Origin of the sequence: Streptomyces sp. NPDC001744, from assembly GCF_042892575.1 — a bacterium.
In the GTDB taxonomy this organism is placed as follows: Bacteria; Actinomycetota; Actinomycetes; order Streptomycetales; family Streptomycetaceae; genus Streptomyces.
This window is the reverse complement of sequence record NZ_JBIAUG010000013.1, coordinates 171,645-196,853: the sequence shown is the minus strand read 5'-3', so window position 1 is coordinate 196,853 and position 25,209 is coordinate 171,645. Positions and strand designations below refer to the sequence as shown.

The window sequence follows — 25,209 nt, the reverse complement described above, 5'->3', positions numbered from 1 at the left end:
CCCTCAGCAGCCGCTCGAACTGCCGCATCCGCAGACCCGTGAACGTCTCCACCCACAACGGCTCAGCCCTCAACACCCCACGCATACAAGGAAAATGCCCGCCTCAAAGCCTTCTGCAACACGCTTTAGCCGGTCTTCCGGAACGCACGGGCCGCTGGAGCCGGCCTGCCTTCCGGAACCCTCCGGAAGGCAGGCCGGGAGAACGGGCCCGTCAGTGGCGGCCGATAGCATGCGCGTGTACTGACCGACGGAGGCGAGGAGGCCCGGACCATGGCCGGAGAGCCGCAGAGCGACTGCCTGTTCTGCAAGATCGTGGCGGGGGAGGTGCCCGCGACGATCGTCCGCGAGACGGAGACGACCGTCGCGTTCCGCGACATCAACCCGCAGGCGCCCACCCACGTCCTGGTGATCCCGCGCCTCCACTACCCGGACGCCGCCTCCCTCGCCGCCGCCGAACCGGCCGTCGCCGCCGACCTGCTGCGCGAGGCCGGAGAGGTCGCCGCCCAGGAGAAGACCGACGACAGCGGCTACCGGATCGTCCTCAACACCGGCGCGGGCGCGGGACAGACCGTCTTCCACACCCACGCGCACGTCCTCGGCGGCCGCGGCCTCACCTGGCCCCCCGGATAAGCCGTGTCCGTACGCGAACTGGTCGTCCTCGGGACCGCCAGCCAGGTCCCGACCCGGCACCGCAACCACAACGGCTACCTGCTGCGCTGGGACGGCCGGGGCATCATGTTCGACCCCGGCGAGGGCACCCAGCGCCAGATGCTGCGGGCCGGGGTCGCCGCGCACGACCTCGACCGGATCTGCGTCACGCACTTCCACGGAGACCACTCGCTCGGCCTGGCCGGGGTGATCCAGCGGATCAACCTCGACCAGGTCCCGCACCCCGTCACCGCCCACTACCCGGCGAGCGGACAGCACTTCTTCGAGCGGCTGCGGTACGCCACGGCCTACCGCGAGACCGCGCGGCTGGTCGAGGCGCCCGTCACCGCCGACGGGCCGCTCGCCGTCACCGACGCCTACACCCTGGAGGCGCGCCGGCTCTCGCACCCCGTCGAGTCGTACGGCTACCGCCTCACCGAGCCCGACGGGCGCCGCCTGCTGCCGGAGAAGCTGGCCGCCCGCGGCATCGCGGGCCCCGACGTGGGACGGCTCCAGCGCGAAGGGGTCCTGGACGGCGTCGCCCTGGACGAGGTCAGCGAGGTCCGGCGCGGGCAGCGCTTCGCCTTCGTCATGGACACCCGCCTCTGCGACGGCGCCCACGCCCTCGCGGAGGGCGCCGACATGCTCGTCATCGAGTCCACCTTCCTCGACGAGGACGTCCGCCTCGCCACCGACCACGGCCACCTGACGGCCGGACAGGCCGCCGCGGTCGCCCGGGACGCGGGCGTGCGGCACCTCGTCCTCACCCACTTCTCGCAGCGTTACCACGACCCCGCCGCGTTCGAACGACAGGCGCGGGAGGCCGGGTTCGACGGCGAGCTGAGCATCGCCCGGGACCTCATGCGGGTCCCCGTACCGAAACGAACGTGACCATGCCCCTCCCCACCGGCCTCCCCAAGGCCGAACTGCACCTCCACATCGAGGGCACCCTCGAACCCGAACTGGCCTTCGCGCTCGCCGCGCGCAACGGCGTCACCCTGCCGTACGCGGACACCGACGCCCTGCGCGCGGCGTACCGGTTCGACGACCTCCAGTCCTTCCTGGACCTGTACTACGGCCTGATGGCGGTCCTGCGCACCGCGGAGGACTTCACCGAACTCGCCGACGCCTACCTGGAGCGGGCCGCCGCCCAGGGCGTCCGGCACGCCGAGATCTTCTTCGACCCGCAGGCGCACACCGCCCGGGGCGTCCCGATCGGCACCGTGATCGAGGGCCTGACGGCCTCCCTCGACCGGGCCGAGGAACGGTACGGGATCTCCACCCGGCTCATCATGTGCTTCCTGCGCGACGAGTCCGCCGAGTCGGCCCTCGCCACCCTGGAGGCCGCCAAGCCGTACCTCGGCCGGATCACCGGCGTCGGCCTCGACTCGGCCGAGGCCGGCCACCCGCCGGCCACGTTCCGCGAGGTGTACGAGGAGGCCGCCCGGCTCGGTCTGCGCCGCGTCGCCCACGCGGGCGAGGAGGGCCCGGCGGCCTACGTCCGCGAAGCCCTGGACGTCCTCGGCGTGGAGCGGATCGACCACGGCCTGCGCTGCATGGAGGACCCGGACCTGGTCGCCCGGCTGGCCCGCGAGCGGATCCCGCTCACCCTCTGTCCCCTCTCGAACGTCCGGCTCCGCGTCGTCGGCACCCTCGCCGACCACCCGCTCCGCGCGATGATGGCGGCGGGCCTGCTCGTGACCGTCAACTCCGACGACCCTGCGTACTTCGGCGGCTACGTCGGCGACAACTTCACCGGCGTCCGCGACGCCCTCGGCCTCACCGAGGACCAGCTCCGGGAACTCGCCCGCAACTCCTTCCGGGCGTCGTTCCTGGAGGACGACGAGGAGCGGCGGGCGCGGTACCTGGCCGAGGTGGAGGCGTACGAGTTCGGCGGGTAGCGGCCGGGAGGGCGCCGCCGCGCGGGACGCCGCTCCCCGCCCCACCGCGACCGAGCCGGGAGGGCGGCGCCCACCGGCCCCGGGCGTGGTCCCGGCCGCTCGCGGCCCGGAGGGAAGCCGTTTCCGGGTGCGGGGCGCGCCCTCCTCCGCGCACCCCGCCCGCCGCCGTCCCCCGTCGGGCACACTGGGCTGATCCGCACCACGACCGGGGAGCCCGCCGTGACCACACCCAGGGGAGAGCAGCCGCGACACGACGCCGGGGTCGACCCGCTGGAGCGCCTGCGCGAGCCCACCGATCCCGCCTGCGACGTCTTCCTGACCGGCACGGTCTTCCTCGACATCGTCTTCACCGGCCTCGACAGCGCCCCCGTCCGCGGCACCGAGTCCTGGGCCCGCGGCATGGGCTCCAGCCCCGGTGGCGTCGCCAACATGGCCACCGCCCTCGCCCGCCTCGGCCTGCGCACCTCCCTCGCCGCCGCCTTCGGCGACGACCACTACGGCGAGTACTGCTGGGACGCCCTGGAACAGGGGGAGGGCATCGACCTCTCCCTCTCCCGCACGGTCCCCGGCTGGCACTCCCCGGTCACCGTCTCGATGGCCTACGAGGGCGAGCGCACGATGGTCTCCCACGGCCACGAGGCCCCGCCGACGGACGACACCCCGCCCGCCTGCCCGCCGCACGCCCGCGCCGCCGTCGCCTCCCTCGTCCCCGGCCGCCCCGAGGAGTGGGTCGCCCGGGCCGCCCGCGACGGCGCCAAGGTCTTCGCCGACGTCGGCTGGGACGACACCGGCCGCTGGGACCTGGCGGAACTCCCCGACCTGGAGCACTGCGAGGCGTTCCTCCCCAACGCCGCCGAGGCGATGCGCTACACCCGCACCGACTGCCCCCGGGCCGCCGCCCACGCCCTCGCCGACAAGGTCCGTCACGCCGTGGTCACCCTCGGTTCCGAGGGCGCCTACGCCGTCGACGGCGCCACCGGCGAGACCGCCGAGGTCCCCGCCATCCAGGTCTCCGCCCTCGACCCGACCGGCGCCGGGGACGTCTTCGTCGCCGGGTTCGTCACCGGCACCCTCGCCGACTGGCCCCTCGCCGACCGGCTCGCCTTCGCCGGCCTCACCGCCGCCCTCTCCGTCCAGGAGTTCGGCGGCTCCCTCTCCGCCCCCACCTGGGAGGAGATCGCCGCCTGGTGGCAGCGCGTCCAGGGCGACGCCCGGCAGGACCCCGAGGCACTGCGCGACCGCTACGCCTTCCTGGAACGGCTCCTGCCCGCCCCCGCCCGCCCCTGGCCGCTGCGCCGGGCGGTCCCGACGATCGGTTTCCGCGCCGCGGGGGCGTGAGCGGCCGCTCCGTAAACCGCTTCGGCCTTGTCGCCGGCACGTCGTAGGCTTGGTGGCCCAGAGGTTGTCGAGCAGCGAGAACCCCGGGACAGGAGGTATGCGCAGGCCCCAGTGCCGGCCCATGACCCAGACACCCACAGCCCACGACGGAGCGTCCCGTGACGAGGGACGCGGACAGGCCCGCGCCCACTTCGCCGTCCCCGCCAAACACCCGATGGTGTCCCTGCTGGGCTCCGGCGACGCCCTGCTCCGCGTCATCGAGCGCTCGTTCCCCGGCACCGACATCCACGTCCGGGGAAACCAGGTCAGCGCGGTCGGCGACGCGGCGGAAGTCGCTCTGATCCAGCGCCTGTTCGACGAGATGATGCTGGTGCTCCGCACCGGTCAGCCGATGACGGAGGACGCAGTGGAACGCTCGATCGCCATGCTCAGGGCGAGCGGGGACGGAACGGCGGAGGGCGGCGAGGAGACTCCCGCCGAGGTGCTCACCCAGAACATCCTCTCCAGCCGGGGACGCACGATCCGTCCCAAGACGCTCAACCAGAAGCGGTACGTCGACGCCATCGACAAGCACACGATCGTCTTCGGCATCGGCCCCGCCGGTACCGGCAAGACCTATCTCGCCATGGCCAAGGCGGTCCAGGCCCTGCAGTCCAAGCAGGTCAACCGGATCATCCTGACCAGGCCCGCCGTCGAGGCGGGCGAGCGGCTCGGCTTCCTGCCGGGCACGCTCTACGAGAAGATCGACCCGTACCTGCGCCCGCTCTACGACGCCCTGCACGACATGCTCGACCCGGACTCGATCCCCAAGCTCATGGCGAGCGGGACGATCGAGGTCGCGCCTCTGGCGTACATGCGGGGCCGCACCCTCAATGACGCGTTCATCATCCTGGACGAGGCCCAGAACACGAACCCCGAGCAGATGAAGATGTTCCTCACCCGCCTCGGCTTCGACTCGAAGATCGTCATCACCGGTGACATCACCCAGGTCGACCTGCCGAACGGGACGAAGAGCGGTCTGCGACAGGTCCGCGACATCCTGGACGGCGTCCGGGACGTCCACTTCTCGACGCTCACGTCGCAGGATGTCGTACGGCACAAGCTCGTCGGCCGTATCGTCGACGCGTACGAGCAGTACGACAGCCGCAACGGCCGCAACGGCCTGTGACGATTTAACGAGAGAAGTCCAGAAGCACCATGTCGATCGACGTCAACAACGAGTCCGGAACCGAGGTCGACGAGCAGGCGATCCTCGACATCGCCCGCTACGCGCTCGCGCGCATGCGCATCCACCCCCTCTCCGAACTCTCGGTGATCGTCGTGGACGCGGAGGCGATGGAGCAGCTCCACATCCAGTGGATGGACCTGCCCGGCCCCACGGACGTCATGTCCTTCCCGATGGACGAGCTGCGTCCGCCGGCGAAGGACGACGCGGAGCCCCCGCAGGGGCTCCTCGGCGACATCGTGCTCTGCCCCGAGGTCGCCACCCAGCAGGGCAAGGACGCGCCGACGCGGCACTCCATGGACGAGGAGCTCCAGCTCCTCACCGTCCACGGGGTGCTGCACCTCCTCGGGTACGACCACGAGGAGCCCGACGAGAAGGCCGAGATGTTCGGCCTCCAGGCGGCGATCGTCGACGGCTGGCGCGCGGAGAAGGGCCTGACCGGCCCGTCCCCGGCGCCGACCGTCTCCTGACCCCGATGGACGTGTCACTGGTCCTCGGGGCGGTCGCCCTGGTCGTCGTGGCCTGGCTCGCCGCCTGCGCCGAGGCCGGCCTCGCCCGCGTCTCCGCCTTCGGTGCCGCCGAGGCCCTGCGGACCGGGCGGCGCGGGGCGGAGAAGCTGGCCCAGGTCGCCTCCGACCCGACCCGCTACCTCAACGTGGCGCTGCTCGTCCGCGTCGCCTGCGAGACGGCGGCCGGCGTCCTCGTCACGTACGCCTGCCTGGAGGCGTTCCCGGAGACCTGGGAGGCCCTCCTCGTCGCCATCGCCGTCATGGTCCTCGTCTCGTACGTGGCCGTCGGGGTGTCGCCGCGCACCATCGGCCGCCAGCACCCGCTGAACACGGCGACCGCCGCCGCGTACGTCCTGCTGCCGCTGGACCGGATCATGGGTCCGATCCCGCAGCTCCTGATCCTCATCGGCAACGCGCTCACCCCCGGCAAGGGCTTCCGCAAGGGCCCCTTCGCCTCCGAGGCCGAGCTGCGGGCCATGGTCGACCTCGCCGAGCGGGAGTCGCTGATCGAGGACGAGGAGCGCCGCATGGTGCACTCCGTCTTCGAGCTGGGCGACACCCTCGTGCGCGAGGTGATGGTGCCCCGCACCGACCTGGTCAGCATCGAGCGCTACAAGACCATCCGGCAGGCCCTCACCCTCGCGCTGCGCTCCGGCTTCTCCCGGATTCCGGTCACCGGCGAGAACGAGGACGACATCGCCGGCATCGTGTACCTGAAGGACCTGGTCCGCCGGACGCACGTCAACCGGGAGTCCGAGGCCGACCCGGTGTCGACCGCGATGCGGCCCGCCACCTTCGTCCCCGACACCAAGAACGCCGGCGACCTGCTGCGCGAGATGCAGCAGGAGCGCAACCACGTCGCCGTCGTCGTCGACGAGTACGGCGGCACGGCGGGCATCGTCACCATCGAGGACATCCTGGAGGAGATCGTCGGCGAGATCACCGACGAGTACGACCGGGAGCTGCCGCCCGTCCAGGACCTCGGCGGGGACCGGTACCGGGTCACCGCCCGCCTCGACATCGGGGACCTCGGCGAGCTCTACGGCCTGGGCCCCGACGAGTACGACGACGAGGACGTGGAGACCGTCGGCGGCCTCCTCGCCAAGGCCCTCGGCCGCGTCCCGATCGCGGGGGCCGAGGCCGTGGTGGAGCTGCCCGACGGGCGGGGACTGCGGCTGACCGCCGAGTCCCCGGCCGGCCGGCGGAACAAGATCGTCACCGTGCTCGTGGAGCCGCTGGAGCCGGCCGGGTCAGAGGAGGAAGCGGCATGACGCCCGAGGAACTGCGCGCCTTCTGCCTGGACTTCGGCGACGCGACGGAGGAGTTCCCGTTCTCCCCGGAGACCTCCGTCTTCAAGGTCGCCGGAAAGGTGTTCGCGCTGTCGGCGCTCGACTCCGAGCCGCTGCGGATCAACCTCAAGTGCGACCCGGACGAGGCGGTACGGCTCCGGGGGGAGCACCCGGCGATCGTCCCGGGCTACCACATGAACAAGCGGCACTGGAACACGGTGACCGTCGGAGAGCTCCCGGCCGGCCTGGTCCGGGAGCTGATCGAGGACTCGTACGACCTCGTCGTCGCCGGCCTGCCGAAGGCGGTACGGCTCCGCCTCGACCGACCCTGAACGGGTCCGGCCCCCGGAAGCGGGGGCCGGGGCCCGCCGGGGACGCGCGGGGCCCGGCCTATGCTCGGTCCATGACACTCAGCAGCGAGCACGGCGACCTCGGCGCCGAGGACCTCAAGATCATCACCCTCGCGCGGAGCGCGCGGGCCCGCAACGGTGTGGCCGAGGGCGCGGCCGTACGCGACGAGACCGGCCGGACCTACGTGGCGGGGACCGTGGCCCTCGACTCGCTCCGGCTGAGCGCGCTGCGCACGGCGGTCGCGATGGCGGTGGCCAGCGGCGCCGAGTCCCTGGAGGCGGCGGCCGTCGTGACGACCGCGGAGACCGCCTCGGACGAGGACCGCGCGGCCGTCCGGGACCTCGGCGGCCCGGAGACTCCCGTGCTGCTGGCGGGTCCGGACGGGCGGCTCCGCCGGGCCGTCACGGCGGGCTGAGACGCGACGCCGGGCACTCCGTACCCACGGAGTGCGTGACGCGGGCGCTCATCGGGGACAATGGCCCCCATGAGCGCTCGCAACCAAGAAACCGAAGCCGTCCACCGGGCCGGCTTCGCCTGCTTCGTCGGCCGCCCCAACGCGGGCAAGTCCACCCTCACGAACGCTCTGGTCGGCCAGAAGGTGGCCATCACCTCGAACCGGCCGCAGACCACCCGGCACACCGTCCGGGGCATCGTGCACCGACCCGAGGCGCAGCTGATCCTGGTCGACACCCCCGGCCTCCACAAGCCGCGCACCCTCCTCGGCGAGCGGCTCAACGACGTCGTGCGCACCACCTGGGCCGAGGTCGACGTGATCGGCTTCTGTCTGCCCGCCGACCAGAAGCTCGGCCCCGGCGACCGGTTCATCGCCAAGGAGCTGGCGGAGATCAGGAAGACCCCCAAGGTCGCGATCATCACCAAGACCGACCTGGTCGACTCCAAGACCCTCGCCGAACAGCTCATCGCCGTCGACCAGCTCGGCAAGGAGCTGGGCTTCGAGTGGCAGCAGATCGTCCCGGTCTCGGCCGTCGGCAACAAGCAGGTCCAGCTCGTCGCGGACCTGCTCATCCCGCTGCTTCCGGAGTCCCCGCCGCTCTACCCTGAGGGCGACCTGACGGACGAGCCCGAGCAGGTCATGGTCGCGGAGCTGATCCGCGAGGCCGCGCTCGAAGGCGTACGGGACGAACTGCCGCACTCCATCGCGGTGGTCGTGGAGGAGATGATCCCCCGCGAGAACCGTCCGGCGGACCGGCCGCTGCTCGACATCCACGCCAACGTGTACATCGAGCGTCCCAGCCAGAAGGGCATCATCATCGGCCCCAAGGGCAGCCGCCTGAAGGAGGTCGGCATGAAGTCCCGCAAGCACATCGAGGCCCTGCTCGGCACCCCGGTCTACCTCGACCTCCACGTGAAGGTCGCCAAGGACTGGCAGCGGGACCCCAAGCAGCTCAGGAAGCTGGGCTTCTAGGAGGAAGACGACGAGGGCCGCGCCCGGGAACCTCCCCGGACGCGGCCCTTTCCCGTGCGGTCACGCGGTCACGACGCCGTGCCTCACGGCTGGATCAGCGAGTCCTTGTAGTAGACCGACGCCGTGCGCCCGCCCGGGGTGTCCCCCGAGGCGAAGCCCACGCAGAGGCGGAACACGTCGGGCTCGGACGCCTTCGGGATCTGGATGGCCAGGCCCTCCGGCTCGCGGAACGGCAGGGTGTAGCCGGCCTTCGAGTGGAAGGTCCGGATGATCTGCCCGGTGTTCAGGTCCACCGAGGTGAGGTGGGTGTTGCCCTCGCCCGGCGGGGAGATGACGATCTTGGGCGTCGACGCGTCGCCGTCGTGGTCCTGCGTGTAGCCGTACGAGTTGCCGTGCAGCATGTACAGGTACTGGCCCGCCACCGCGTACCCCTGGAACGAGGGCTTTCCGTAGCGGTCGCGGTCGATCGAGATCGCGGGCTCGGCGATCTCGGCCAGCGGCGTGCTGAAGTCGCCCGCGCGCGCCGCGGCCAGGTCGAAGATCCGGTAGTGCATCCCGTTGAGGCTGTACCGGACCACCAGGCGGTTGTTCAGCGGGTCGATGCCCGCCGTGTTGTTCACGCTGCCGGGGACGGGGGTGAACTTCTGCAGCGAGGTGCTGGTGGCGTCCAGCGGCGTGCTGGAGCTCGCGAACTTGAAGCGGCAGAGGCGGCGGCCCCGGCTCGTCCCCTCCTTGGTGTCCTGGACGGCGTCGACCTCGGTCCACAGGTAGGTGCTGCTGCCCGAGGGCTCGACGCCGATGCCGACGCCGTGGCCGAAGCCCCGCAGGTACATGTAGCCCGTGATCTTCGCGCTTCCGGCGCCCTCCGCCGTGTCGGCGCCGAGGGTCCACTCGGTGATCGCCAGGTCGCCGTGGAGGTCGCGGACGTCGGCGGAGACCGGCGCGGTCTCGCCCTTGAGCTGGAGGCCGCCGCCGATGAGCTGGGCGAAGTAGAGACGGCGGTTGACGTTGTCGAAGCCGAGGGACTGGATGACCGTCCCCCGGTGCACGGCCTTCTCGCGGAAGTAGGCCGGACCGGTGTTGCCCTCGACCCGGATCAGCTTCGACGGCGGCAGCGCCAGGGCCGTGGCCGCCGTCCCGGCGCCCGTGCCCGCGGCGCTCGCGGTCCCCGCCGCCGTTCCGAGCCCGGCGACGGCCAGGGCGGCGACGCCGCTCAGGGAGAGGAAGTCGCGCCGGTTGAGCTGACTGTCATTCATGTGCGGTTCACTTTCGCGAGATGGACGAGGTCGCGCCATCTTTTCAAGTCATGGCGCGGATCTCGAACACCAGGGCGAAATCAAGAGAAGGGGAAGGGAGTCGTCCGGTTACGCGCCCTCCTTCAGGATCCGTGTGATCAGGGCCCGCTGCTCCTTCGTGACCGCCGGATCGCCGCACCGGACGGTCCGGCCGTCGATCGTGATCTCGTACGAGAAACCGTCCGGGACGCCTCCCCGGTCGCCTTCCCGGCCGTCGCCGCCGGCGAGGACCGCCCCGGCCAGGGCGGTCCACTCCCCGGCGTCGGGCCGGCCGGAGGTGTCCACCTCCGCCGACCGCTCGATGCCCGCGAAACCGCCCGTGCGCCGTACTCGAATCCGCATGGGCCCTGTCTACCCCGGCTCAGTCCGTCGGCACGCCCACCGCCGCCCAGGACTTCAGTACGGCCTGGATCTCCGGCCCCTCGCCGTACCGGTCCTTCGCCGCCTTCGCCGTCGCCGCCGCGAACTCGGCGAAGCGGGTCTCCGGGGTGAGGGTGCCGCCGGTCATCACGTCGTACCAGATCTGTCCGGCCCGCTCCCAGGCGTTGCCGCCCAGCTCGGTCGCCGTCAGGTAGAAGGCGTGGTTGGGGATGCCGGAGTTGATGTGCACCCCGCCGTTGTCGCTGCCCGTGCGGACGTAGTCGTCCATGTGGGCGGGCTGCGGGTCCTTGCCGAGGACGTCGTCGTCGTACGCCGTGCCCGGGGCCTTCATCGAACGCAGCGCCCTGCCCTGCACGTTCGGGTGGAAGAGCCCCTCGCCGACGAGCCAGTCCGCCTGCTCGGCGCTCTGCCCCAGCGTGTACTGCTTCACGAGGGAGCCGAAGACGTCCGAGACGGACTCGTTGAGGGCGCCGGACTGGCTGAAGTACTCCAGGTTCGCCGTGTACTGGGTGAAGCCGTGGGCCAGTTCGTGGCCGATGACGTCCACGGGCAGGGTGAAGTCGAGGAAGATCTCCCCGTCCCCGTCCCCGAACACCATCTGCTCGCCGTTCCAGAAGGCGTTGCCGTAGTTCTCGTCGTAGTGCACGGAGGCGACCAGGGGCAGCCCCGAGCCGTCGATCGAGTCGCGCCCGAAGGCGTTCAGGAAGAGGTCGAAGGTGGCGCCGAGCCCCGCGTAGGCCCGGTTGACGGTCGCGTCGCCCGTCGCCTCCTGGCCCTCGTCGCGGACCTTCCTGCCCGGCAGGTCGGTGCCGTGCCGGCAGTCGTGGACGGTGCGGTGCGGCCGGGCGGCGTCGCGCGGGGCGGCCGTCCGCGCGGTGCCGGGCAGCGGCCGTGCCCGGAACGCGCGGGCCGCGGCGTCCGCCGCCAGGGTGCGGCGGGCGGCGGCGGCGACGGCCTCGTCGGAGGAGCGTGCCAGGTGCTCCAGGAGGTGCGGCGGCACGATCGGACAGAACACGGGTGTGCGGTGAGTCATGACAGCAATGTGGCAGTGCGTGACGGAACTGTCACGAGGAGATACGGGGATTGGCGAAATGGAGTGATCCGTCACTGTTCGAGTTTGACGGCGCGACCGTCCCGCATACTGGAACGAGACGTCCGCCTCCGCGTCCCTGGGCTAAGCTGCGGCACATCATGCGTTTCGGGCTGCTTCTCCTTAGCTGCCGCGGCGAGGGCCTGTAGTCGTAGGCCGACCCCCTCCCCGCGGGACCTGGCGTTGCGTTCGACAGTCGGCCGTCCCGTTGCTGGACCCGAGGAGCCCCGCGCCATGACCCAGTCCCCCTTCGTCGGCCGCCCCACGCCCGTCACCAACGCGACGCACACCCAGAAGCCGTCCGGGATGCCGATCCACAAGTACGGCCGGTACGAGGCGGTGGAGATCCCCGACCGCACCTGGCCCGAGAAGCGGATCACCAAGGCCCCGCGGTGGCTGTCCACCGATCTGCGCGACGGCAACCAGGCACTGATCGACCCGATGTCCCCGGCCCGCAAGCGCGAGATGTTCGATCTGCTCGTACGCATGGGCTACAAGGAGATCGAGGTCGGCTTCCCGTCCTCCGGCGAGACCGACTTCGCGTTCGTGCGCTCCATCATCGAAGAGGGCGCGATCCCGGACGACGTCACCATCTCCGTCCTGACCCAGGCCCGCGAGGACCTGATCGAGCGGACGGTGGAGTCCCTGGTCGGCGCCAGGCGCGCCACCGTCCACCTGTACAACGCCACCGCGCCGACCTTCCGCCGGGTCGTCTTCCGCGGCTCGAAGGAGCAGATCAAGCAGATCGCCGTGGACGGCACGCGGCTGGTGATGGAGTACGCCGAGAAGCTGCTGGGCCCGGAGACCGCCTTCGGCTACCAGTACAGCCCCGAGATCTTCACCGACACCGAGCTGGACTTCGCCCTGGAGGTCTGCGAGGCCGTCTGCGACGTGTGGCAGCCCGGCCCGGACCGCGAGATCATCCTCAACCTGCCCGCCACCGTGGAGCGTTCGACGCCGTCCACGCACGCGGACCGGTTCGAGTGGATGTCCCGGAACCTGACCCGCCGCGCGCACGTCTGCCTCTCCGTCCACCCGCACAACGACCGCGGCACGGCCGTGGCGGCGGCGGAGCTGGCGCTCATGGCGGGCGCCGACCGCGTCGAGGGCTGCCTGTTCGGGCAGGGCGAGCGCACCGGCAACGTCGATCTGGTCACCCTGGGCATGAACCTCTTCAGCCAGGGCGTCGACCCGCAGATCGACTTCTCCCAGATCGACGAGATCCGCCGCACCAGCGAGTACTGCAACCAGATGGAGGTCCACCCGCGCCATCCCTACGCGGGCGACCTGGTCTACACCGCCTTCTCCGGCTCCCACCAGGACGCCATCAAGAAGGGCTTCGACGCCATGGAGGCCGACGCGGCCGCGCGGGGCAAGACCGTGGACGACATCGAGTGGGCCGTCCCGTACCTGCCGATCGACCCGAAGGACGTCGGCCGCTCCTACGAGGCCGTCATCCGGGTCAACTCGCAGTCCGGCAAGGGCGGCATCGCGTACGTCCTGAAGAACGACCACAAGCTGGACCTGCCGCGCCGGATGCAGATCGAGTTCTCGAAGATCATCCAGCAGAAGACCGACACCGAGGGCGGCGAGGTCACGCCGGCCGCGATCTGGTCCGTCTTCCAGGACGAGTACCTGCCCAACCCGGGTGACACCGCGGCTCGTTGGGGTCGCATCCAGCTGCGCTCCGGCCAGACGACGTCCGACACGGACGGCACGGACACGCTGACCGTCGAGGCGGTCGTGGACGGCGTCGACACCGTCCTGACCGGCTCCGGGAACGGCCCGATCTCGGCCTTCTTCGACGCCCTCCAGGCCGTCGGCGTGGACGCCCGGCTGCTGGACTACCAGGAGCACACGATGAGCGAGGGCGCCTCCGCGCAGGCCGCCTCGTACATCGAGTGCGCCATCGACGGCAAGGTCCTGTGGGGCATCGGCATCGACGCCAACACCACCCGCGCCTCCCTGAAGGCGGTCGTCTCGGCGGTCAACCGCGCCGCCCGCTGACCCCGCCCGCCCGGCCGCGGCCCCGTTCCCTCCCGGAGGGCGCGGGGCCGCGGCGCACCCGGTCCGGGCGGTTCCGGGACCACCCCGGAGGGTGATCCCGCGCCGTCCGGCCTCCCGCCGGCCGGGGCGGCCCTCCGGAGGCGGGGGAACACCGCCACCGGCCTTCCGGGGCCCGCCGGGCGGTGACGTGTCTCGGCCATCTCCGGGTGGAAGTGGTTCCGGGGTGCTGACGGCGCGTCGAGGATGTGGTTAACATCACGCCCACGCCGGCAGTGCAGCCGGGCCGTCGAGGAGGTGCGTATGCGGTCTGCCCGGAATTCGCGGGACGGAAAGGCGGGCGTCTGCGGGATCCGCACCTCCTGGAACACCGTGGGGGACGGCGAGTTCTTCTGCGAGGAGTGCGGAGGCGACCGCAACTACCGGCGCCGCACCGGCCGCCGCAGGTTCGCCGTCCTGGGCGTCCCGGTCCTGCCCCGGGGACGCACGGGCCCCGTGGTCGAGTGCGCGGCCTGTCACACGCGCTTCGGTACGGAGGTGCTCGGCCGCCCGACGACCGGCCGCTTCTCCGCGATGCTGCGGGACGGCGTGCACACCGCCGCCCTGGCCGTACTCGTGGCCGGGGGCACCGGATCCCGCGCCACCCTGGAACAGGCCGTCAGCGCCGTGCGGTCCGCCGGCTTCACCGAGTGCACGGCCGTCCAGCTCGTCGACCTCGTGGAGGCCCTGGAGGCGGACACCGGGCGCTTCATGCCCGAGGTGAGCCCCGAGGGCGCGCTCCTCACGATCGAACTCCACGAGGCCCTGGGGCCGCTCGCCCCGCACCTGGAGCCCTCCGGGCGGGAGTCGATCCTGCTCCAGGCCGCCCGGATCGCCCTGGCCGACGGCGCCTACACCCCGGCCGAGACGGAAGTGCTCGGTACCGTCGGCGACGCGCTGGCGCTCGCCCCCGGCGACGTCGCCCGTCTCCTGGCCTCCGCGCGGACCGTTCCGTAGAAGGCCGCGGGAGGCCCGTGAGGGGACACGGCCCCGCGGGGCCCGGGCCCCGCGACCGCAGCCCCGCCCCTTACTGGATCGCGCCGCTGGCGCGCAGCATGTCCTCGCGCTCCACGATCTTCACGCGCTCGCGGCCCTGCGGCTCGCCGAGCGCCTTCTCGGCGGCGTCCAGGGCGTACCAGCCCTCCCACGTCGTGTACGTGACGCCCTTGTCCTCCAGGAAGGACACGACGGCGTCCGTCTCCGGGGCGGACGGGGACAGCAGGCGTCCGTTCGCGAAGTCGTCCAGGAGGTTGGCCACGGTCTCGTTGGCGTCGCCCTTGGTGTGGCCGATGAGGCCGACGGGGCCGCGCCGGATCCAGCCGGTGACGTAAGTGGACGCCAGGTGCTCGCCGTTCTCCTGGAGGACCCGGCCGCCCTCGTCCGGGACGGTGCCGGTGGCGGTGTCCCAGGGGAGCTTGGGCAGCTCGTCGGAGAGGTAGCCGACCGCGCGGTAGACGGCCTGGACGTCCCAGTCGGTGGTCCGCCCGGTCCCCCTGACGTTGCCGGTGCCGTCCAGCTCGGTGCGCTCGGTGCGCAGGCCGACGACCCTGCCGTCCTCGCCGAGGATCTCGACGGGGGACTCGAAGAAGTGCAGGAAGAGCTTGTGCGGGCGGTCGCCGGTGTCGCGGATCGCCCAGTTCTCCAGGGTCTTCGCGACCATGTCGGTCTGCTTGTTCTTGCGCCGGTCCGCGATCGAACCCTCGTCGTAGTCGATGTCCTCGGGGTTGACGACGACCTCGATGGTGGGGGAGTGGTCCAGCTCGCGCAGCTCCATGGGGCTGAACTTGGCCTGCGCCGGGCCGCGGCGGCCGAAGACGTGGATCTCCACGGCCTTGTTGGCCTTGAGGCCGTCGTAGACGTTGGCCGGGATCTCGGTCGGCAGCAGCTCGTCCGCCGTCTTCGCCAGGATGCGGGCGATGTCGAGGGCCACGTTGCCGACGCCGAGGACGGCGACCTTCTCCGCGGAGAGGTCCCAGGTGCGCGGGACGTCCGGGTGGCCGTCGTACCAGGAGGCGAAGTCGGCGGCGCCGAGGGAGCCGTCCAGCTCCACGCCGGGGATCCGCAGCTCGCGGTCGGCCATGGCGCCGGTCGAGAAGACCACGGCGTCGTAGAAGGCGCGCAGGTCGTCCAGGTGGACGTCGGTGCCGTAGTCGACGTTGCCGAAGAGGCGGACCTGCGGCTTGTCGAGGACCTGGTGGAGCGCGGTGATGATGCCCTTGATGCGCGGGTGGTCGGGGGCCACGCCGTAGCGGATGAGGCCGAAGGGGGCCGGCATCCGCTCGAAGATGTCGATCGACACGCCCGGCTCGGCGGCGGCCTCGGACTTCAGCAGCGCATCGGCGGCGTAGATCCCGGCGGGGCCGGCGCCGACGATCGCGACCCGGAGGGGGCGGGGCATGACTGGGTTCCCTTCGCAAGCGACGTGGCGGCGAAGCCGCCGACACTTAGGCCACCCTAAATAACATCCCGGGAAAAGTGGTACCCGGGCCCATTCTATGGACTCATAAGGTGAACTTATGACTTCTCCAAGGGGTGCCCGGGGTACCTGGGGTGGCCTTCCGGGGGTCGCTTCCGGGGCGTCGGCGGGCGTGTGGGATGTCCGTGTCGGTGGGCGTTCGTCCGTGTGTGTGTCGCGCGGGGAGCCGCTCTTGCCCCGTGGTGGTCGGCACGGTTCCGGGGGCGGGTGCGGAGGGGGCGCGGGCCGCCGTTCGCGTCGGCCCGGGGGCGAGGTGCGGAGCGGACGAGGCGAATCGCCGCTCGACGCGCTCCCTCTTTGTTCGAGAATTCCTCCGGTCCGCAAGGAGAGGCGGACCGCTTTTCCACGCTCTGTCACTTTTTTCGAAACGTCGCGCCCGGCGGGATCGCACGGATTCCCGAGACGAACACCCGTCCGGCCGGATCGCCCCGGAGGGGGCCGCGTTCCCCTTCCTCGTTCCTCCGGGAATTCCCCGAAAGCTTCCGGGCGTTCTGCGACCTGCCTCTGGCCATGGGTTAACTCCCTCGCGGTGTCGCGCAGTTGTACGCCCGTGTGCGCGCCGGTTCCACGGACGAGGGGCCGTTCTGGAGAGGCGGAGCCGGAAATGGATTCAGAAAGGCATACGTTGGTGGAGGAAGACACCACGAAGGCGTCCACGAAGACGATCGGAACCGCCCGACAGGCGGTGGAGGAATGGCGCGAGATGCCCGCGAGGGCCGGAATCCCGCTTTTCCACCAGGTTGTGCCGCCGATCGCCCGGGGCCGCTCGTGGAATCGGGATGCCGCACGGCGGAAACGGCCCGGCTCCTCGCCGCCGCCGTACCGCAGAGGGAGGAGAGTCGGTCGTGGCGCTGCCCATCGGGTCGTACGTCGTCGAGATCCGCACCGGACGGGTCGGGAAGGTCATGGGGAACGAGGGGGCCCGCGTCCAGGTCCGCCCGCTGGGCGGCGGGCGCGTGTGGGACGTGGAGCACGAGGGGGTGCGGGAGGCCACCACGGCCGAGCGGCTGAGCGCGGCCACCGCGCACGTCAACGCCCGCAGCCGGGGAGAGGTGCCCTGAGGGGGCCGTACGGCGCCTCCCCGGCCGGAGGTGCCCCCCCGGCCCCGTACGGCGCCGGGCGCCCCCGGTCCGTCCGTACGGCTCCCGGCCCCGGGCCCGGGTGTCCGAGCCGTACGGGAGAATGGACCGCATGAGTCTGTTCCGCGACGACGGCATCGTGCTGCGCACCCAGAAGCTGGGGGAGGCGGACCGCATCATCACCCTCCTCACGCGCGGTCACGGGCGCGTACGCGCCGTCGCGCGGGGCGTGCGGCGCACCAAGTCGAAGTTCGGGGCCCGGCTCGAACCCTTCTCCCACGTCGACGTCCAGTTCTTCGCCCGGGGGAGCGAACTGATCGGGCGCGGCCTGCCGCTCTGCACCCAGAGCGAGACCATCGCCCCCTACGGCGGCGGGATCGTCACCGACTACGCCCGCTACACCGCCGGCACGGCCATGCTGGAGACGGCCGAGCGGTTCACCGACCACGAGGGCGAGCCCGCCGTCCAGCAGTACCTGCTCCTCGTCGGCGGCCTGCGGACCCTCGCCCGGGGCGAGCACGCCCCCCACCTCATCCTGGACGCCTTCCTGCTCCGCTCCCTGGCCGTGAACGGCTACGCGCCGAGCTTCGACGACTGCGCCCGGTGCGGGCTCCCCGGACCGAACCGTTTCTTCTCGGTCGCGGCGGGCGGTGTGGTCTGCGGCGACTGCCGGGTGCCCGGAAGCGTCGTACCCTCTGCGGAGGCCATCGGCCTGCTCAGCGCGCTGCTCACCGGCGACTGGGCGACGGCGGACGCGTGCGAGCCGCGTCACGTCAGGGAGGGCGGCGGACTCGTCTCCGCCTATCTGCACTGGCACCTGGAGCGCGGCCTGCGCTCGCTGCGGTACGTAGAGAAGAGCTAGGAGACCCATCGCCATGGCCATCGCACGACGCGGAATCCTCGGGCGGCAGCGCCGGGAGTACAAGACTCCCGAGCCGCACCCGTCCGGTGCCCACCCGCCGAAGCTTCCGCCCGAGCTGGTGCCGAACCACGTGGCCTGCGTGATGGACGGGAACGGCCGCTGGGCCAAGGAGCGCGGCCTGCCCCGCACCGAGGGGCACAAGGTCGGCGAGGGCGTCGTCCTCGACGTGCTCAAGGGCTGCCTGGAGATGGGCGTCAAGAACCTCTCCCTCTACGCCTTCTCCACCGAGAACTGGAAGCGCTCGCCCGACGAGGTCCGCTTCCTCATGAACTTCAACCGGGACGTCATCCGCCGCCGCCGCGACGAGATGGACGAGCTGGGCATCCGCATCCGCTGGGTCGGCCGCATGCCCAAGATGTGGAAGTCGGTCGTCCAGGAGCTCCAGGTCGCCCAGGAGCAGACCGTGGGCAACGACGCCATGACCCTCTACTTCTGCGTCAACTACGGCGGCCGCGCGGAGATCGCGGACGCGGCGCAGGCCGTCGCCCGGGACGTGGCGGCCGGCAGGCTGGACCCGGCGAAGGTCAACGAGAAGACCTTCCAGAAGTACCTGTACTACCCGGACATGCCGGACGTGGACCTCTTCCTCCGCCCGAGCGGCGAGCAGCGCACGTCCAACTACCTGCTCTGGCAGAGCAGCTACGCCGAGATGGTCTTCCAGGACGTGCTGTGGCCGGACTTCGACCGCCGCGACCTGTGGCGGGCCTGCGTCGAGTACGCCTCGCGCGACCGGCGCTTCGGCGGCGTCGACCCGGCCGACATGGCCGTCCTCGACAAGGCCTGACCGGACGGAACACGCCGAGGGCCCGCGCCGGAACCGTCCGGCGCGGGCCCTCGCGCGCGTCCCGGCGCGCGCCGGGTCACTTCGCGGCGCACTCCGCGCACGTGCCGAAGATCTCCACGGTGTGGGCCACGTTCACGAAGCCGTGCTCCGAGGCGACGGCCTCGGCCCACTGCTCCACCATCGGGCCCTCCACCTCCACGGCCTTGCCGCAGACGCGGCAGACCAGGTGGTGGTGGTGGTCGCCGGTCGAGCAGCGCCGGTAGACCGTCTCGCCGTCGCTGGTGCGCAGCGCGTCGACCTCGCCCGCGTCCGCGAGGGACTGGAGGGTGCGGTAGACGGTGGTGAGGCCGACCGAATCGCCGCGGTGCTTGAGCATGTCGTGCAGCTCCTGAGCGCTGCGGAACTCGTCCACCTCGTTCAGTGCCGCCGACACGGCGGCCCTCTGCTTGGTCGAACGGCCGCGTACGGGGGGTCCTGCCGTCACCACGGGGGCCTCCTTGGATGCTTGTCTGCCCCCGTCATTCTGCCAGTCCCCCGTACGCCCCCGGGGCCGGTCGCGGTTCAGACCCTCACGTCGTCACCGGGCCGCCGGCTCGCCGGGACCGGCGCGTCGCAGGCCGCCGTCCCCGTCTCGGCCGCACGGGCCCGCCGCTTCGCGAGCGGGGTGGCGAGCACCGTGAGCAGGACGAAGACCCCGATCGCGTACAGCACGATCGTCGCGCCGGGCGGGGCCTCCACGTAGTACGTGGTGACCGTGCCCGAGAGGGAGACGACGACCCCGATGAGGACCGCGCCGGCGAACGTCGTCCGGAAGGAGCGGGACAGCTGCTGGGCCGCCGCGACCGGCACCACCATGAGCGCGCTCACCAGGAGCAGGCCCACGACCCGCATGGCGACCGTGACGGTCACCGCGGCCGTGACGGCGATCAGCAGGTTCAGGGCGCGCACCGGCAGACCGGTGACCCGGGCGAACTCCTCGTCCTGGCTGACGGCGAACAGCCGGCGGCGCAGGCCGACCGTGACCAGGACCACGAAGGCGGCCAGGACCGAGATCGCGGTGATGTCCTCGGGCGAGACGGTGGTGAGCGAGCCGAAGAGGTACGAGGTGAGGTTGGCGTTGGAGCCGGTCGGCGAGAGGTTGATCAGGAGGACGCCGCCCGCCATGCCGCCGTAGAAGAGCAGCGCGAGCGCCAGGTCGCCGCGGGTCTTGCCGTACGCCCGGATCAGCTCCATCGCGACCGAGCCCGCGACGGCGACGAGGGTCGCCATCCAGACCGGGCTGGAGTTCAGCAGGAAGCCCAGGCCGACGCCGGTCATGGCGACGTGGCCGATGCCGTCGCCCATCAGGGCCTGGCGGCGCTGGACGAGGTAGACGCCGACGGAGGGGGCGGTGACGCCGACGAGGAGGGCGGCGATCAGCGCCCTCTGCATGAAGGCGGGTTCGAGGAAGTCCATGGTCAGGTCAGCAGTCCCGTGCGGAGCGGCTCGCCGGCCGCGTGCGGATGTACGTGGTCGTGGCCGGGCAGGGCGTGCTGGCCGACGGCCTCGGGCGGCGGGCCGTCGTGGACGACGCAGCCGTCGCGGAGGACGACGGCCCGGTCGATCAGCGGCTCCAGGGGGCCCAGCTCGTGCAGGACGAGGAGGACGGAGGTGCCGTCCGCCACCTGCTCGCGCAGGGTCGTGGCCAGGATCTCCTGGCTGGCGAGGTCCACGCCCGCCATCGGCTCGTCCATGATCAGGAGTTCGGGCCCGGAGGCGAGCGCGCGGGCGATCAGGACCCGCTGGTGCTGGCCCCCGGAGAGGGCGCCCACCGGGTCCCCGGCGCGGTCGGCGAGGCCGACGAGGGCGATGGCCCGCTCGACGGCGGCCCGGTCCTCCCGGGACAGCCGGCCGAACCTGCGGCGGGAGAGCCGGCCCGAGGTGACGACCTCGCGGACGGTCGCGGGGACACCGCTCGCGGCGGTGGTGCGCTGCGGTACGTAGCCGATGCGGGCCCAGTCGCGGAACCGCTTCCGCTCGGTGCCGAACAGCTCGATCGTGCCGCCGGTCAGCGGCACCTGGCCGATGACGGAGCGGACGGCGGTGGACTTGCCGGAGCCGTTGGCGCCGAGCAGGGCGACGACCTCGCCGCGGCGGACGGTGAGGTCGACGCCCCGGAGGACGGGCCGGGCACCGAGGGCGGCCGTGGCGCCGCGGACGGAAATGACGGGTGCGACGGGTTCCTGGGCCATGGGCCGTACCTCCTGCTGTGCGGTGGTCACTTGGCGCCGAGGGCCTTCTTCAGCGCGGCGAGGTTGGAGCGCATGACCTCGAGGTAGTCAGCGCCCCGGGACTTGTCCGTGATTCCCTCCAGCGGGTCGAGCACGTCGGTCTTCAGACCGGTGTCGCCGGCGAGGGTCTTCGCGGTCCTGTCGCTCGCGAGGGTCTCGAAGAAGACGGTGGAGACCTTGTCCCTGGCCGCGACGGACTGGAGCTCCTTGATGCGGGCGGGGCTCGGCTCGGAGTCGGGGTCGACGCCGGAGATGCCCTCCTGCTCCAGGTGGTACCGCTCGGCGAGGTAGCCGAAGGCGGAGTGGGTGGTGATGAAGGTGCGGGTGGCGGTGTTCTTCAGGCCCGTCTCGAACTCGGTGTGCAGGCCGTCGAGCTTCTTCACCAGGGCGTCGGTGTTCTTCGCGTAGTCGGCGGCGTGGTCCGGGTCCGCCTTCGCCAGGGCGGCGCCGACGCCCTTGGCGACCTCGGCGTACTTCACGGGGTCGAGCCAGACGTGCGGGTCGGAGTCGGCGCCGGAACCGTGGTCGTGGCCCTCTTCCCCGGCGTGTTCGTCGCCGTGCTCGTGTCCGTGTTCGTGGCCGGCCCCGGTGCCGTGCGCCTCGAGCTTCGTGAGGGTGGCGGCGTCCACCGTGTTCTTGGCGTCGGCCTGGGCGATGGCGTCGTCGACGGCGGGCTGGATGCCCTTGAGGTAGAGGATGACGTCGGCCTTGCCGAGCGCGCCGATCTGCTTCGGCTTCAGCTCCAGGTCGTGGGGCTCGACGCCGGGCTTGGTGAGCGTGTCGACGGCGACGTGGCCGCCGCCTATCTGCTCGGCCAGGTACTGCAGGGGATAGAACGACGCCACGACGTCCAGCCTGTCGTCGCTCCCCTTCCCGGCGGCGTCCGAGGTACCGCAGGCGGAGAGGGAGACGAGGCCGAGGGCGACGGCTCCGCCGAGGGCGGTGGCGGGTATGAGGCGGCGTACGTTCATGACACTCATTTTCAACAAAGATGGAAACGGTTGTCAATTGCCTTCCGTGTGGTCCGTCCCACGGAGACCCGGGAGGGTCCGCCCGCGCGTGAACGCCGGAACCGATTTGATGCGGGGGGTACGGGCGCCGGTAACCTGTGGCATTCGCACTTCGTCGTCGTAATGAAGAGAGCACCGTGGCCGCCGACAAGATCGACACCATCGTCAGCCTGAGCAAGCGCCGTGGCTTCGTCTATCCCTGCAGCGAGATCTACGGCGGTCAGAAGGCCGCCTGGGACTACGGGCCGCTGGGTGTCGAACTCAAGGAGAACATCAAGCGCCAGTGGTGGCGTTACATGGTCACCGCGCGCGAGGACGTCGTCGGCATCGACTCGTCGGTCATCCTGGCCACCGAGGTCTGGGAGGCGTCCGGTCACGTCGCCACCTTCAGCGACCCGCTGACCGAGTGCACCTCCTGCCACAAGCGCTACCGCGCCGACCACCTGGAAGAGGCGTACGAGGAGAAGCACGGCCGCCTCCCCGAGAACGGCCTGACCGACCTCAACTGCCCGAACTGCGGCAACAAGGGCACCTTCACCGAGCCCAAGCAGTTCTCCGGCCTGCTCTCCACGCACCTGGGCCCGACCCAGGACACCGGCTCGGTCGCCTACCTGCGCCCCGAGACCGCCCAGGGCATCTTCACCAACTTCGCCCAGGTCCAGCAGACCTCGCGCAAGAAGCCCCCGTTCGGCATCGCCCAGATGGGCAAGTCCTTCCGGAACGAGATCACTCCGGGCAACTTCATCTTCCGCACCCGCGAGTTCGAGCAGATGGAGATGGAGTTCTTCGTCAAGCCGGGCGAGGACGAGCAGTGGCAGGAGTACTGGATGGAGCAGCGCTGGAACTGGTACACGTCGCTGGGTCTCCGTGAGGAGAACATGCGCTGGTTCGAGCACCCGCAGGAGAAGCTCTCCCACTACTCGAAGCGCACCGCCGACATCGAGTACCGCTTCCAGTTCGGCGGCAGCGAGTGGGGCGAGCTGGAGGGCGTCGCCAACCGCACCGACTACGACCTGAGCGCGCACTCCAAGGCTTCCGGCGCCAACCTGACCTACCTGGACCAGGAGACCGGCGAGCGCTGGACGCCGTACGTCATCGAGCCCGCCGCCGGTGTCGGCCGCACCATGCTGGCCTTCCTCCTCGACGCGTACGTCGAGGACGAGGCCCCGAACGCCAAGGGCGTCATGGAGAAGCGCACCGTCCTGCGCCTCGACCCGCGCCTGGCCCCGGTCAAGGTCGCGGTCCTGCCGCTCTCCCGCAACCCGCAGCTCTCCCCGAAGGCCAAGGGCCTCGCGGCCGACCTGCGGCAGAACTGGAACATCGAGTTCGACGACGCCGGCGCCATCGGCCGCCGCTACCGCCGTCAGGACGAGATCGGCACCCCGTTCTGCGTCACCGTCGACTTCGACACCCTCGAGGACAACGCGGTGACCGTGCGCGAGCGCGACACCATGAAGCAGGAGCGCGTCTCCCTCGACCAGATCCAGTCCTACCTGGGCAGCCGTCTCCTCGGCTGCTGATCTCCGCCCGCCCTGCGGGAAGGCCCCCGGTTCCGTCTCCAGGAACCGGGGGCCTTCCCCTTGCGGCGCGGTCCCGTCAGGCCGGGGCCGCCGCGCCGTCCGCCGCCTCGGCCGCGGCAGCCGCCTGCCGGCGGGCCCCCTCGGCCGCCCGGCGCTTGCTGAACCACGCCGTCCAGAGGGCGAGCGTCCCGAGCACGCCGTAGATCATCACCGGGCTGAGCACGACCATGACCGAGGTGTCCAGGACGTACGCCAGGGCGATGCGGACCAGGGCCTCGACCAGGTAGGCCACGCCCCAGACCAGCGTGATCGTGCGCATGGTCGAGCGGAAGCCGTCGAACTGCCAGAGCCCGTTCCACCAGGCGGCGGACTCCGGGGTGCCGTCGGTCGCGAACTTGCGCCCGAAGTAGAACATCAGCGGCCGGGGCGCGAGCAGGGTCCCCAGGCAGAGCAGCCCGAAGAGGCCGGTCACGCCCGAGTCCTTGATCAGCAGGGCACGGGCGGTGTGCGCGCCGATCAGCGAGACCAGGGCCGTGATCACCAGGAAGACGAGGGTGACGACCGCGAACTCGTCGAGCTTGCGCCGCCAGGCGACCATGAGGGCACTGTCGAGCAGTGGCCAGACGCCGCTGACGAGCAGGGCTCCGAACTCGCTCCAGCCCCGGTCCTCGGTCAGGGCGTTGTACGTGAGGATCGGCGCGACGACGTTCAGTCCGATGGTCAGGAACCAGCCGATCGCCGCCGAGGCCCCTGAGCGTGCCGGTGGTCCGGGCCGGCCGGCCGGGGCGGCGGCGGTGGCCGTCCGCTCGTGCGCTGACATGGTTCCCCCTGTGAGTGGTGCTCGTGGTGCGGTGCTCGCCGCTGCGGCGCGGTCACGGTGCGGGGGAACGCTAGTCGGCGGCCGGGTACGGAACGGGAAAGTCCGCTCAAAGTGATCGCCAAGTCGGGGGCGCGCGGCGCTCCCCGTACGAGGGCGGCGGGTCAGGCGCCCGGACCGCGCGGGAGCAGCCCCACCACGGCCTCGAACCCGGTCCCGATCGTGGGGCGCCGCCGCTCCGGGGCGTAGGCCGGGTCGTGGAAGCGGGCGGTCGCGTCGAAGAGGGCGCCGAGCGCCTCCGCCGTCCGGTCGCGGCGCCGGGCGCCGGTTCCCGGCCCCGGGTGGAGTGGCCGCTGATCAGGACGCGCGACAGCACCCCGTGCGCCGTGATCCCCGTGCCCGGCCCGCGGGCGGCGGGGCGGGGCGGTGCGGGAAAAATCGGGTGCCGGCGGGTTGCGGCGGGGGTAGCGTCCCCGGCATGTACGCGTTCTTCCAGATCTACGAGTGAGCGTCCGGCTCCGGCCGATCCGATCCGACCACCGCCCACCCCACTGACGGGAGAACCCCGTGGCGAAGAGCCGCAACAACCTCCTCGGCGTCGGTGGACAGCGCAAGAAGCTGTCCCGCGCCGACCGGCAGGGCGCCGGCCAGGGCCGCGCCGCCGCCCGGCCCACGGCCGACGACCACAAGCAGGAGCTGCTGAGGAAGATGCGCGCACGCGCGCAGGGAACCGCGCGGGCCGAAGGCACCGCGAGCCCGGAGGACACCGGCACCGGCGCCGCCCGGCAGTAAGACGTTCCGCGACGGGGGCCGGGGCGTCCGCACGCCTCGGCCC

At 71.7% G+C, this 25,209-nt stretch carries 26 protein-coding genes and 1 pseudogene; 17 read left to right on the top strand and 10 right to left on the bottom strand.

Going from position 1 to position 25,209, the window contains the following annotated elements; all coding sequences use genetic code 11:
* Window positions 1–85 (bottom strand): annotated as a pseudogene (locus tag ACFYZY_RS17890) (IS5/IS1182 family transposase); the annotation flags it as partial.
* A gap of 185 nt (window positions 86–270) precedes the next feature.
* On the opposite strand from ACFYZY_RS17890, the gene ACFYZY_RS17885 reads away from it, so the two are divergent.
* From ACFYZY_RS17885 to era, 10 genes are all read left to right on the top strand, one after another.
* Window positions 271–630 (top strand): histidine triad nucleotide-binding protein, encoded by a 360-nt coding sequence (locus ACFYZY_RS17885; RefSeq protein ID WP_388694775.1) that lies wholly within the window; start codon window positions 271–273, stop codon window positions 628–630.
* A 3-nt stretch (window positions 631–633) separates the two neighbouring features.
* The gene (locus ACFYZY_RS17880; protein ID WP_388694773.1) at window positions 634–1,539 is read left to right on the top strand and encodes a ribonuclease Z; all 906 of its coding nucleotides are present in this window, start codon (window positions 634–636) and stop codon (window positions 1,537–1,539) included.
* A gap of 2 nt (window positions 1,540–1,541) precedes the next feature.
* Window positions 1,542–2,549 (top strand): adenosine deaminase, encoded by a 1,008-nt coding sequence (locus ACFYZY_RS17875; RefSeq protein ID WP_388694797.1) that lies wholly within the window; start codon window positions 1,542–1,544, stop codon window positions 2,547–2,549.
* A gap of 219 nt (window positions 2,550–2,768) precedes the next feature.
* Window positions 2,769–3,887 carry a carbohydrate kinase family protein gene (locus tag ACFYZY_RS17870; protein ID WP_388694772.1) on the top strand — a complete coding sequence of 373 codons (1,119 nt, stop codon included), beginning with the start codon at window positions 2,769–2,771 and terminating at the stop codon, window positions 3,885–3,887.
* 121 nt (window positions 3,888–4,008) lie between these two features.
* Complete coding sequence (locus ACFYZY_RS17865) at window positions 4,009–5,055, top strand: PhoH family protein (protein ID WP_388694769.1); 1,047 nt, start codon at window positions 4,009–4,011, stop codon at window positions 5,053–5,055.
* A gap of 29 nt (window positions 5,056–5,084) precedes the next feature.
* On the top strand, window positions 5,085–5,582 hold the full coding sequence (gene ybeY / locus ACFYZY_RS17860) for an rRNA maturation RNase YbeY (RefSeq protein WP_388694767.1): 498 nt from the start codon (window positions 5,085–5,087) through the stop codon (window positions 5,580–5,582).
* Window positions 5,583–5,587: 5 nt separating this feature from the next.
* Window positions 5,588–6,892, top strand: coding sequence for a hemolysin family protein (locus ACFYZY_RS17855; protein ID WP_388694764.1), 1,305 nt, complete (start codon window positions 5,588–5,590; stop codon window positions 6,890–6,892).
* The gene (locus ACFYZY_RS17850) at window positions 6,889–7,242 is read left to right on the top strand and encodes an MmcQ/YjbR family DNA-binding protein (RefSeq protein WP_388694762.1); all 354 of its coding nucleotides are present in this window, start codon (window positions 6,889–6,891) and stop codon (window positions 7,240–7,242) included. Before ACFYZY_RS17855 ends, ACFYZY_RS17850 begins: the two co-directional genes overlap by 4 nt.
* A gap of 71 nt (window positions 7,243–7,313) precedes the next feature.
* A complete protein-coding gene (locus ACFYZY_RS17845) occupies window positions 7,314–7,676 on the top strand; it encodes a cytidine deaminase (RefSeq protein ID WP_388694760.1) in 363 nt (120 codons plus the stop codon).
* A gap of 60 nt (window positions 7,677–7,736) precedes the next feature.
* Window positions 7,737–8,687 (top strand): GTPase Era, encoded by a 951-nt coding sequence (era, locus tag ACFYZY_RS17840; protein WP_388694758.1) that lies wholly within the window; start codon window positions 7,737–7,739, stop codon window positions 8,685–8,687.
* Between the two features lie 83 nt (window positions 8,688–8,770).
* Here the strand turns inward: era and ACFYZY_RS17835 are convergent, their stop codons facing one another.
* The 3 genes from ACFYZY_RS17835 to ACFYZY_RS17825 all read right to left on the bottom strand — a co-directional run bounded on the left by ACFYZY_RS17835 (window position 8,771) and on the right by ACFYZY_RS17825 (window position 11,396).
* On the bottom strand, window positions 8,771–9,943 hold the full coding sequence (locus ACFYZY_RS17835; RefSeq protein WP_388694756.1) for a teichoic acid biosynthesis protein C: 1,173 nt from the start codon (window positions 9,941–9,943) through the stop codon (window positions 8,771–8,773).
* Window positions 9,944–10,051: 108 nt separating this feature from the next.
* Window positions 10,052–10,324, bottom strand: a complete 273-nt coding sequence (locus ACFYZY_RS17830) for a protealysin inhibitor emfourin (RefSeq protein ID WP_388694753.1) — start codon at window positions 10,322–10,324, stop codon at window positions 10,052–10,054.
* Window positions 10,325–10,343: 19 nt separating this feature from the next.
* Window positions 10,344–11,396, bottom strand: coding sequence for a M4 family metallopeptidase (locus ACFYZY_RS17825; RefSeq protein ID WP_388694750.1), 1,053 nt, complete (start codon window positions 11,394–11,396; stop codon window positions 10,344–10,346).
* Window positions 11,397–11,687: 291 nt separating this feature from the next.
* Between ACFYZY_RS17825 and leuA the strand changes: the two genes are divergently transcribed.
* Together leuA and ACFYZY_RS17815 are read left to right on the top strand one after the other, a co-directional pair.
* Window positions 11,688–13,460: a 2-isopropylmalate synthase gene (gene leuA / locus ACFYZY_RS17820; protein ID WP_388694749.1), complete on the top strand. Its 1,773-nt coding sequence runs from the start codon at window positions 11,688–11,690 to the stop codon at window positions 13,458–13,460.
* A 300-nt stretch (window positions 13,461–13,760) separates the two neighbouring features.
* A complete protein-coding gene (locus ACFYZY_RS17815; RefSeq protein ID WP_388694747.1) occupies window positions 13,761–14,453 on the top strand; it encodes a TerB family tellurite resistance protein in 693 nt (230 codons plus the stop codon).
* Between the two features lie 70 nt (window positions 14,454–14,523).
* On the opposite strand, the gene ACFYZY_RS17810 is transcribed toward ACFYZY_RS17815, so the two are convergent.
* Window positions 14,524–15,894, bottom strand: a complete 1,371-nt coding sequence (locus ACFYZY_RS17810; protein WP_388694744.1) for an FAD-dependent oxidoreductase — start codon at window positions 15,892–15,894, stop codon at window positions 14,524–14,526.
* A gap of 923 nt (window positions 15,895–16,817) precedes the next feature.
* Here ACFYZY_RS17810 and ACFYZY_RS17805 point away from each other — a divergent pair.
* The 3 genes from ACFYZY_RS17805 to ACFYZY_RS17795 all read left to right on the top strand — a co-directional run bounded on the left by ACFYZY_RS17805 (window position 16,818) and on the right by ACFYZY_RS17795 (window position 18,757).
* Window positions 16,818–17,033: a hypothetical protein gene (locus ACFYZY_RS17805; RefSeq protein WP_388694743.1), complete on the top strand. Its 216-nt coding sequence runs from the start codon at window positions 16,818–16,820 to the stop codon at window positions 17,031–17,033.
* Window positions 17,034–17,163: 130 nt separating this feature from the next.
* Complete coding sequence (gene recO, locus ACFYZY_RS17800; protein WP_388694740.1) at window positions 17,164–17,913, top strand: DNA repair protein RecO; 750 nt, start codon at window positions 17,164–17,166, stop codon at window positions 17,911–17,913.
* A gap of 19 nt (window positions 17,914–17,932) precedes the next feature.
* Window positions 17,933–18,757 (top strand): isoprenyl transferase, encoded by an 825-nt coding sequence (locus ACFYZY_RS17795; RefSeq protein ID WP_388694794.1) that lies wholly within the window; start codon window positions 17,933–17,935, stop codon window positions 18,755–18,757.
* Window positions 18,758–18,833: 76 nt separating this feature from the next.
* On the opposite strand, the gene ACFYZY_RS17790 is transcribed toward ACFYZY_RS17795, so the two are convergent.
* From ACFYZY_RS17790 to ACFYZY_RS17775, 4 genes are all read right to left on the bottom strand, one after another.
* Complete coding sequence (locus tag ACFYZY_RS17790) at window positions 18,834–19,244, bottom strand: Fur family transcriptional regulator (RefSeq protein WP_388694738.1); 411 nt, start codon at window positions 19,242–19,244, stop codon at window positions 18,834–18,836.
* Window positions 19,245–19,318: 74 nt separating this feature from the next.
* Window positions 19,319–20,212 carry a metal ABC transporter permease gene (locus ACFYZY_RS17785; protein WP_388694735.1) on the bottom strand — a complete coding sequence of 298 codons (894 nt, stop codon included), beginning with the start codon at window positions 20,210–20,212 and terminating at the stop codon, window positions 19,319–19,321.
* Between the two features lie 2 nt (window positions 20,213–20,214).
* Entirely contained in the window at window positions 20,215–20,988 is a 774-nt protein-coding gene (locus tag ACFYZY_RS17780; RefSeq protein ID WP_388694733.1) for a metal ABC transporter ATP-binding protein, read from the bottom strand.
* A 26-nt stretch (window positions 20,989–21,014) separates the two neighbouring features.
* Window positions 21,015–21,998 (bottom strand): metal ABC transporter substrate-binding protein, encoded by a 984-nt coding sequence (locus ACFYZY_RS17775; RefSeq protein ID WP_388694730.1) that lies wholly within the window; start codon window positions 21,996–21,998, stop codon window positions 21,015–21,017.
* 176 nt (window positions 21,999–22,174) lie between these two features.
* Here ACFYZY_RS17775 and ACFYZY_RS17770 point away from each other — a divergent pair, with 176 nt between their 5' ends.
* Window positions 22,175–23,557: a glycine--tRNA ligase gene (locus ACFYZY_RS17770; RefSeq protein WP_388694729.1), complete on the top strand. Its 1,383-nt coding sequence runs from the start codon at window positions 22,175–22,177 to the stop codon at window positions 23,555–23,557.
* A gap of 76 nt (window positions 23,558–23,633) precedes the next feature.
* Here the strand turns inward: ACFYZY_RS17770 and ACFYZY_RS17765 are convergent, their stop codons facing one another.
* Window positions 23,634–24,377, bottom strand: coding sequence for a VC0807 family protein (locus ACFYZY_RS17765; RefSeq protein ID WP_388694728.1), 744 nt, complete (start codon window positions 24,375–24,377; stop codon window positions 23,634–23,636).
* A gap of 564 nt (window positions 24,378–24,941) precedes the next feature.
* Here ACFYZY_RS17765 and ACFYZY_RS17760 point away from each other — a divergent pair.
* The gene (locus ACFYZY_RS17760) at window positions 24,942–25,166 is read left to right on the top strand and encodes a DUF6243 family protein (RefSeq protein WP_388694727.1); all 225 of its coding nucleotides are present in this window, start codon (window positions 24,942–24,944) and stop codon (window positions 25,164–25,166) included.
* Window positions 25,167–25,209: the final 43 nt, after the last annotated feature.

Excerpts from the sequence above, each read along its gene's own strand:
- ACFYZY_RS17885 (WP_388694775.1), top strand. The coding sequence starts at position 271 with ATGGCCGGAGAGCCGCAGAGCGACTGCCTGTTCTGCAAGATCGTGGCG.
- ACFYZY_RS17875 (WP_388694797.1), top strand. The coding sequence starts at position 1,542 with ATGCCCCTCCCCACCGGCCTCCCCAAGGCCGAACTGCACCTCCACATC.
- ACFYZY_RS17865 (WP_388694769.1), top strand. The coding sequence starts at position 4,009 with ATGACCCAGACACCCACAGCCCACGACGGAGCGTCCCGTGACGAGGGA.
- ybeY (WP_388694767.1), top strand. The coding sequence starts at position 5,085 with ATGTCGATCGACGTCAACAACGAGTCCGGAACCGAGGTCGACGAGCAG.
- ACFYZY_RS17855 (WP_388694764.1), top strand. The coding sequence starts at position 5,588 with ATGGACGTGTCACTGGTCCTCGGGGCGGTCGCCCTGGTCGTCGTGGCC.
- ACFYZY_RS17850 (WP_388694762.1), top strand. The coding sequence starts at position 6,889 with ATGACGCCCGAGGAACTGCGCGCCTTCTGCCTGGACTTCGGCGACGCG.
- ACFYZY_RS17845 (WP_388694760.1), top strand. The coding sequence starts at position 7,314 with ATGACACTCAGCAGCGAGCACGGCGACCTCGGCGCCGAGGACCTCAAG.
- era (WP_388694758.1), top strand. The coding sequence starts at position 7,737 with ATGGCCCCCATGAGCGCTCGCAACCAAGAAACCGAAGCCGTCCACCGG.
- ACFYZY_RS17835 (WP_388694756.1), bottom strand. The coding sequence starts at position 9,943 with ATGAATGACAGTCAGCTCAACCGGCGCGACTTCCTCTCCCTGAGCGGC.
- ACFYZY_RS17830 (WP_388694753.1), bottom strand. The coding sequence starts at position 10,324 with ATGCGGATTCGAGTACGGCGCACGGGCGGTTTCGCGGGCATCGAGCGG.
- ACFYZY_RS17825 (WP_388694750.1), bottom strand. The coding sequence starts at position 11,396 with ATGACTCACCGCACACCCGTGTTCTGTCCGATCGTGCCGCCGCACCTC.
- leuA (WP_388694749.1), top strand. The coding sequence starts at position 11,688 with ATGACCCAGTCCCCCTTCGTCGGCCGCCCCACGCCCGTCACCAACGCG.
- ACFYZY_RS17815 (WP_388694747.1), top strand. The coding sequence starts at position 13,761 with ATGCGGTCTGCCCGGAATTCGCGGGACGGAAAGGCGGGCGTCTGCGGG.
- ACFYZY_RS17810 (WP_388694744.1), bottom strand. The coding sequence starts at position 15,894 with ATGCCCCGCCCCCTCCGGGTCGCGATCGTCGGCGCCGGCCCCGCCGGG.
- recO (WP_388694740.1), top strand. The coding sequence starts at position 17,164 with ATGAGTCTGTTCCGCGACGACGGCATCGTGCTGCGCACCCAGAAGCTG.
- ACFYZY_RS17785 (WP_388694735.1), bottom strand. The coding sequence starts at position 20,212 with ATGGACTTCCTCGAACCCGCCTTCATGCAGAGGGCGCTGATCGCCGCC.
- ACFYZY_RS17780 (WP_388694733.1), bottom strand. The coding sequence starts at position 20,988 with ATGGCCCAGGAACCCGTCGCACCCGTCATTTCCGTCCGCGGCGCCACG.
- ACFYZY_RS17775 (WP_388694730.1), bottom strand. The coding sequence starts at position 21,998 with ATGAACGTACGCCGCCTCATACCCGCCACCGCCCTCGGCGGAGCCGTC.
- ACFYZY_RS17765 (WP_388694728.1), bottom strand. The coding sequence starts at position 24,377 with ATGTCAGCGCACGAGCGGACGGCCACCGCCGCCGCCCCGGCCGGCCGG.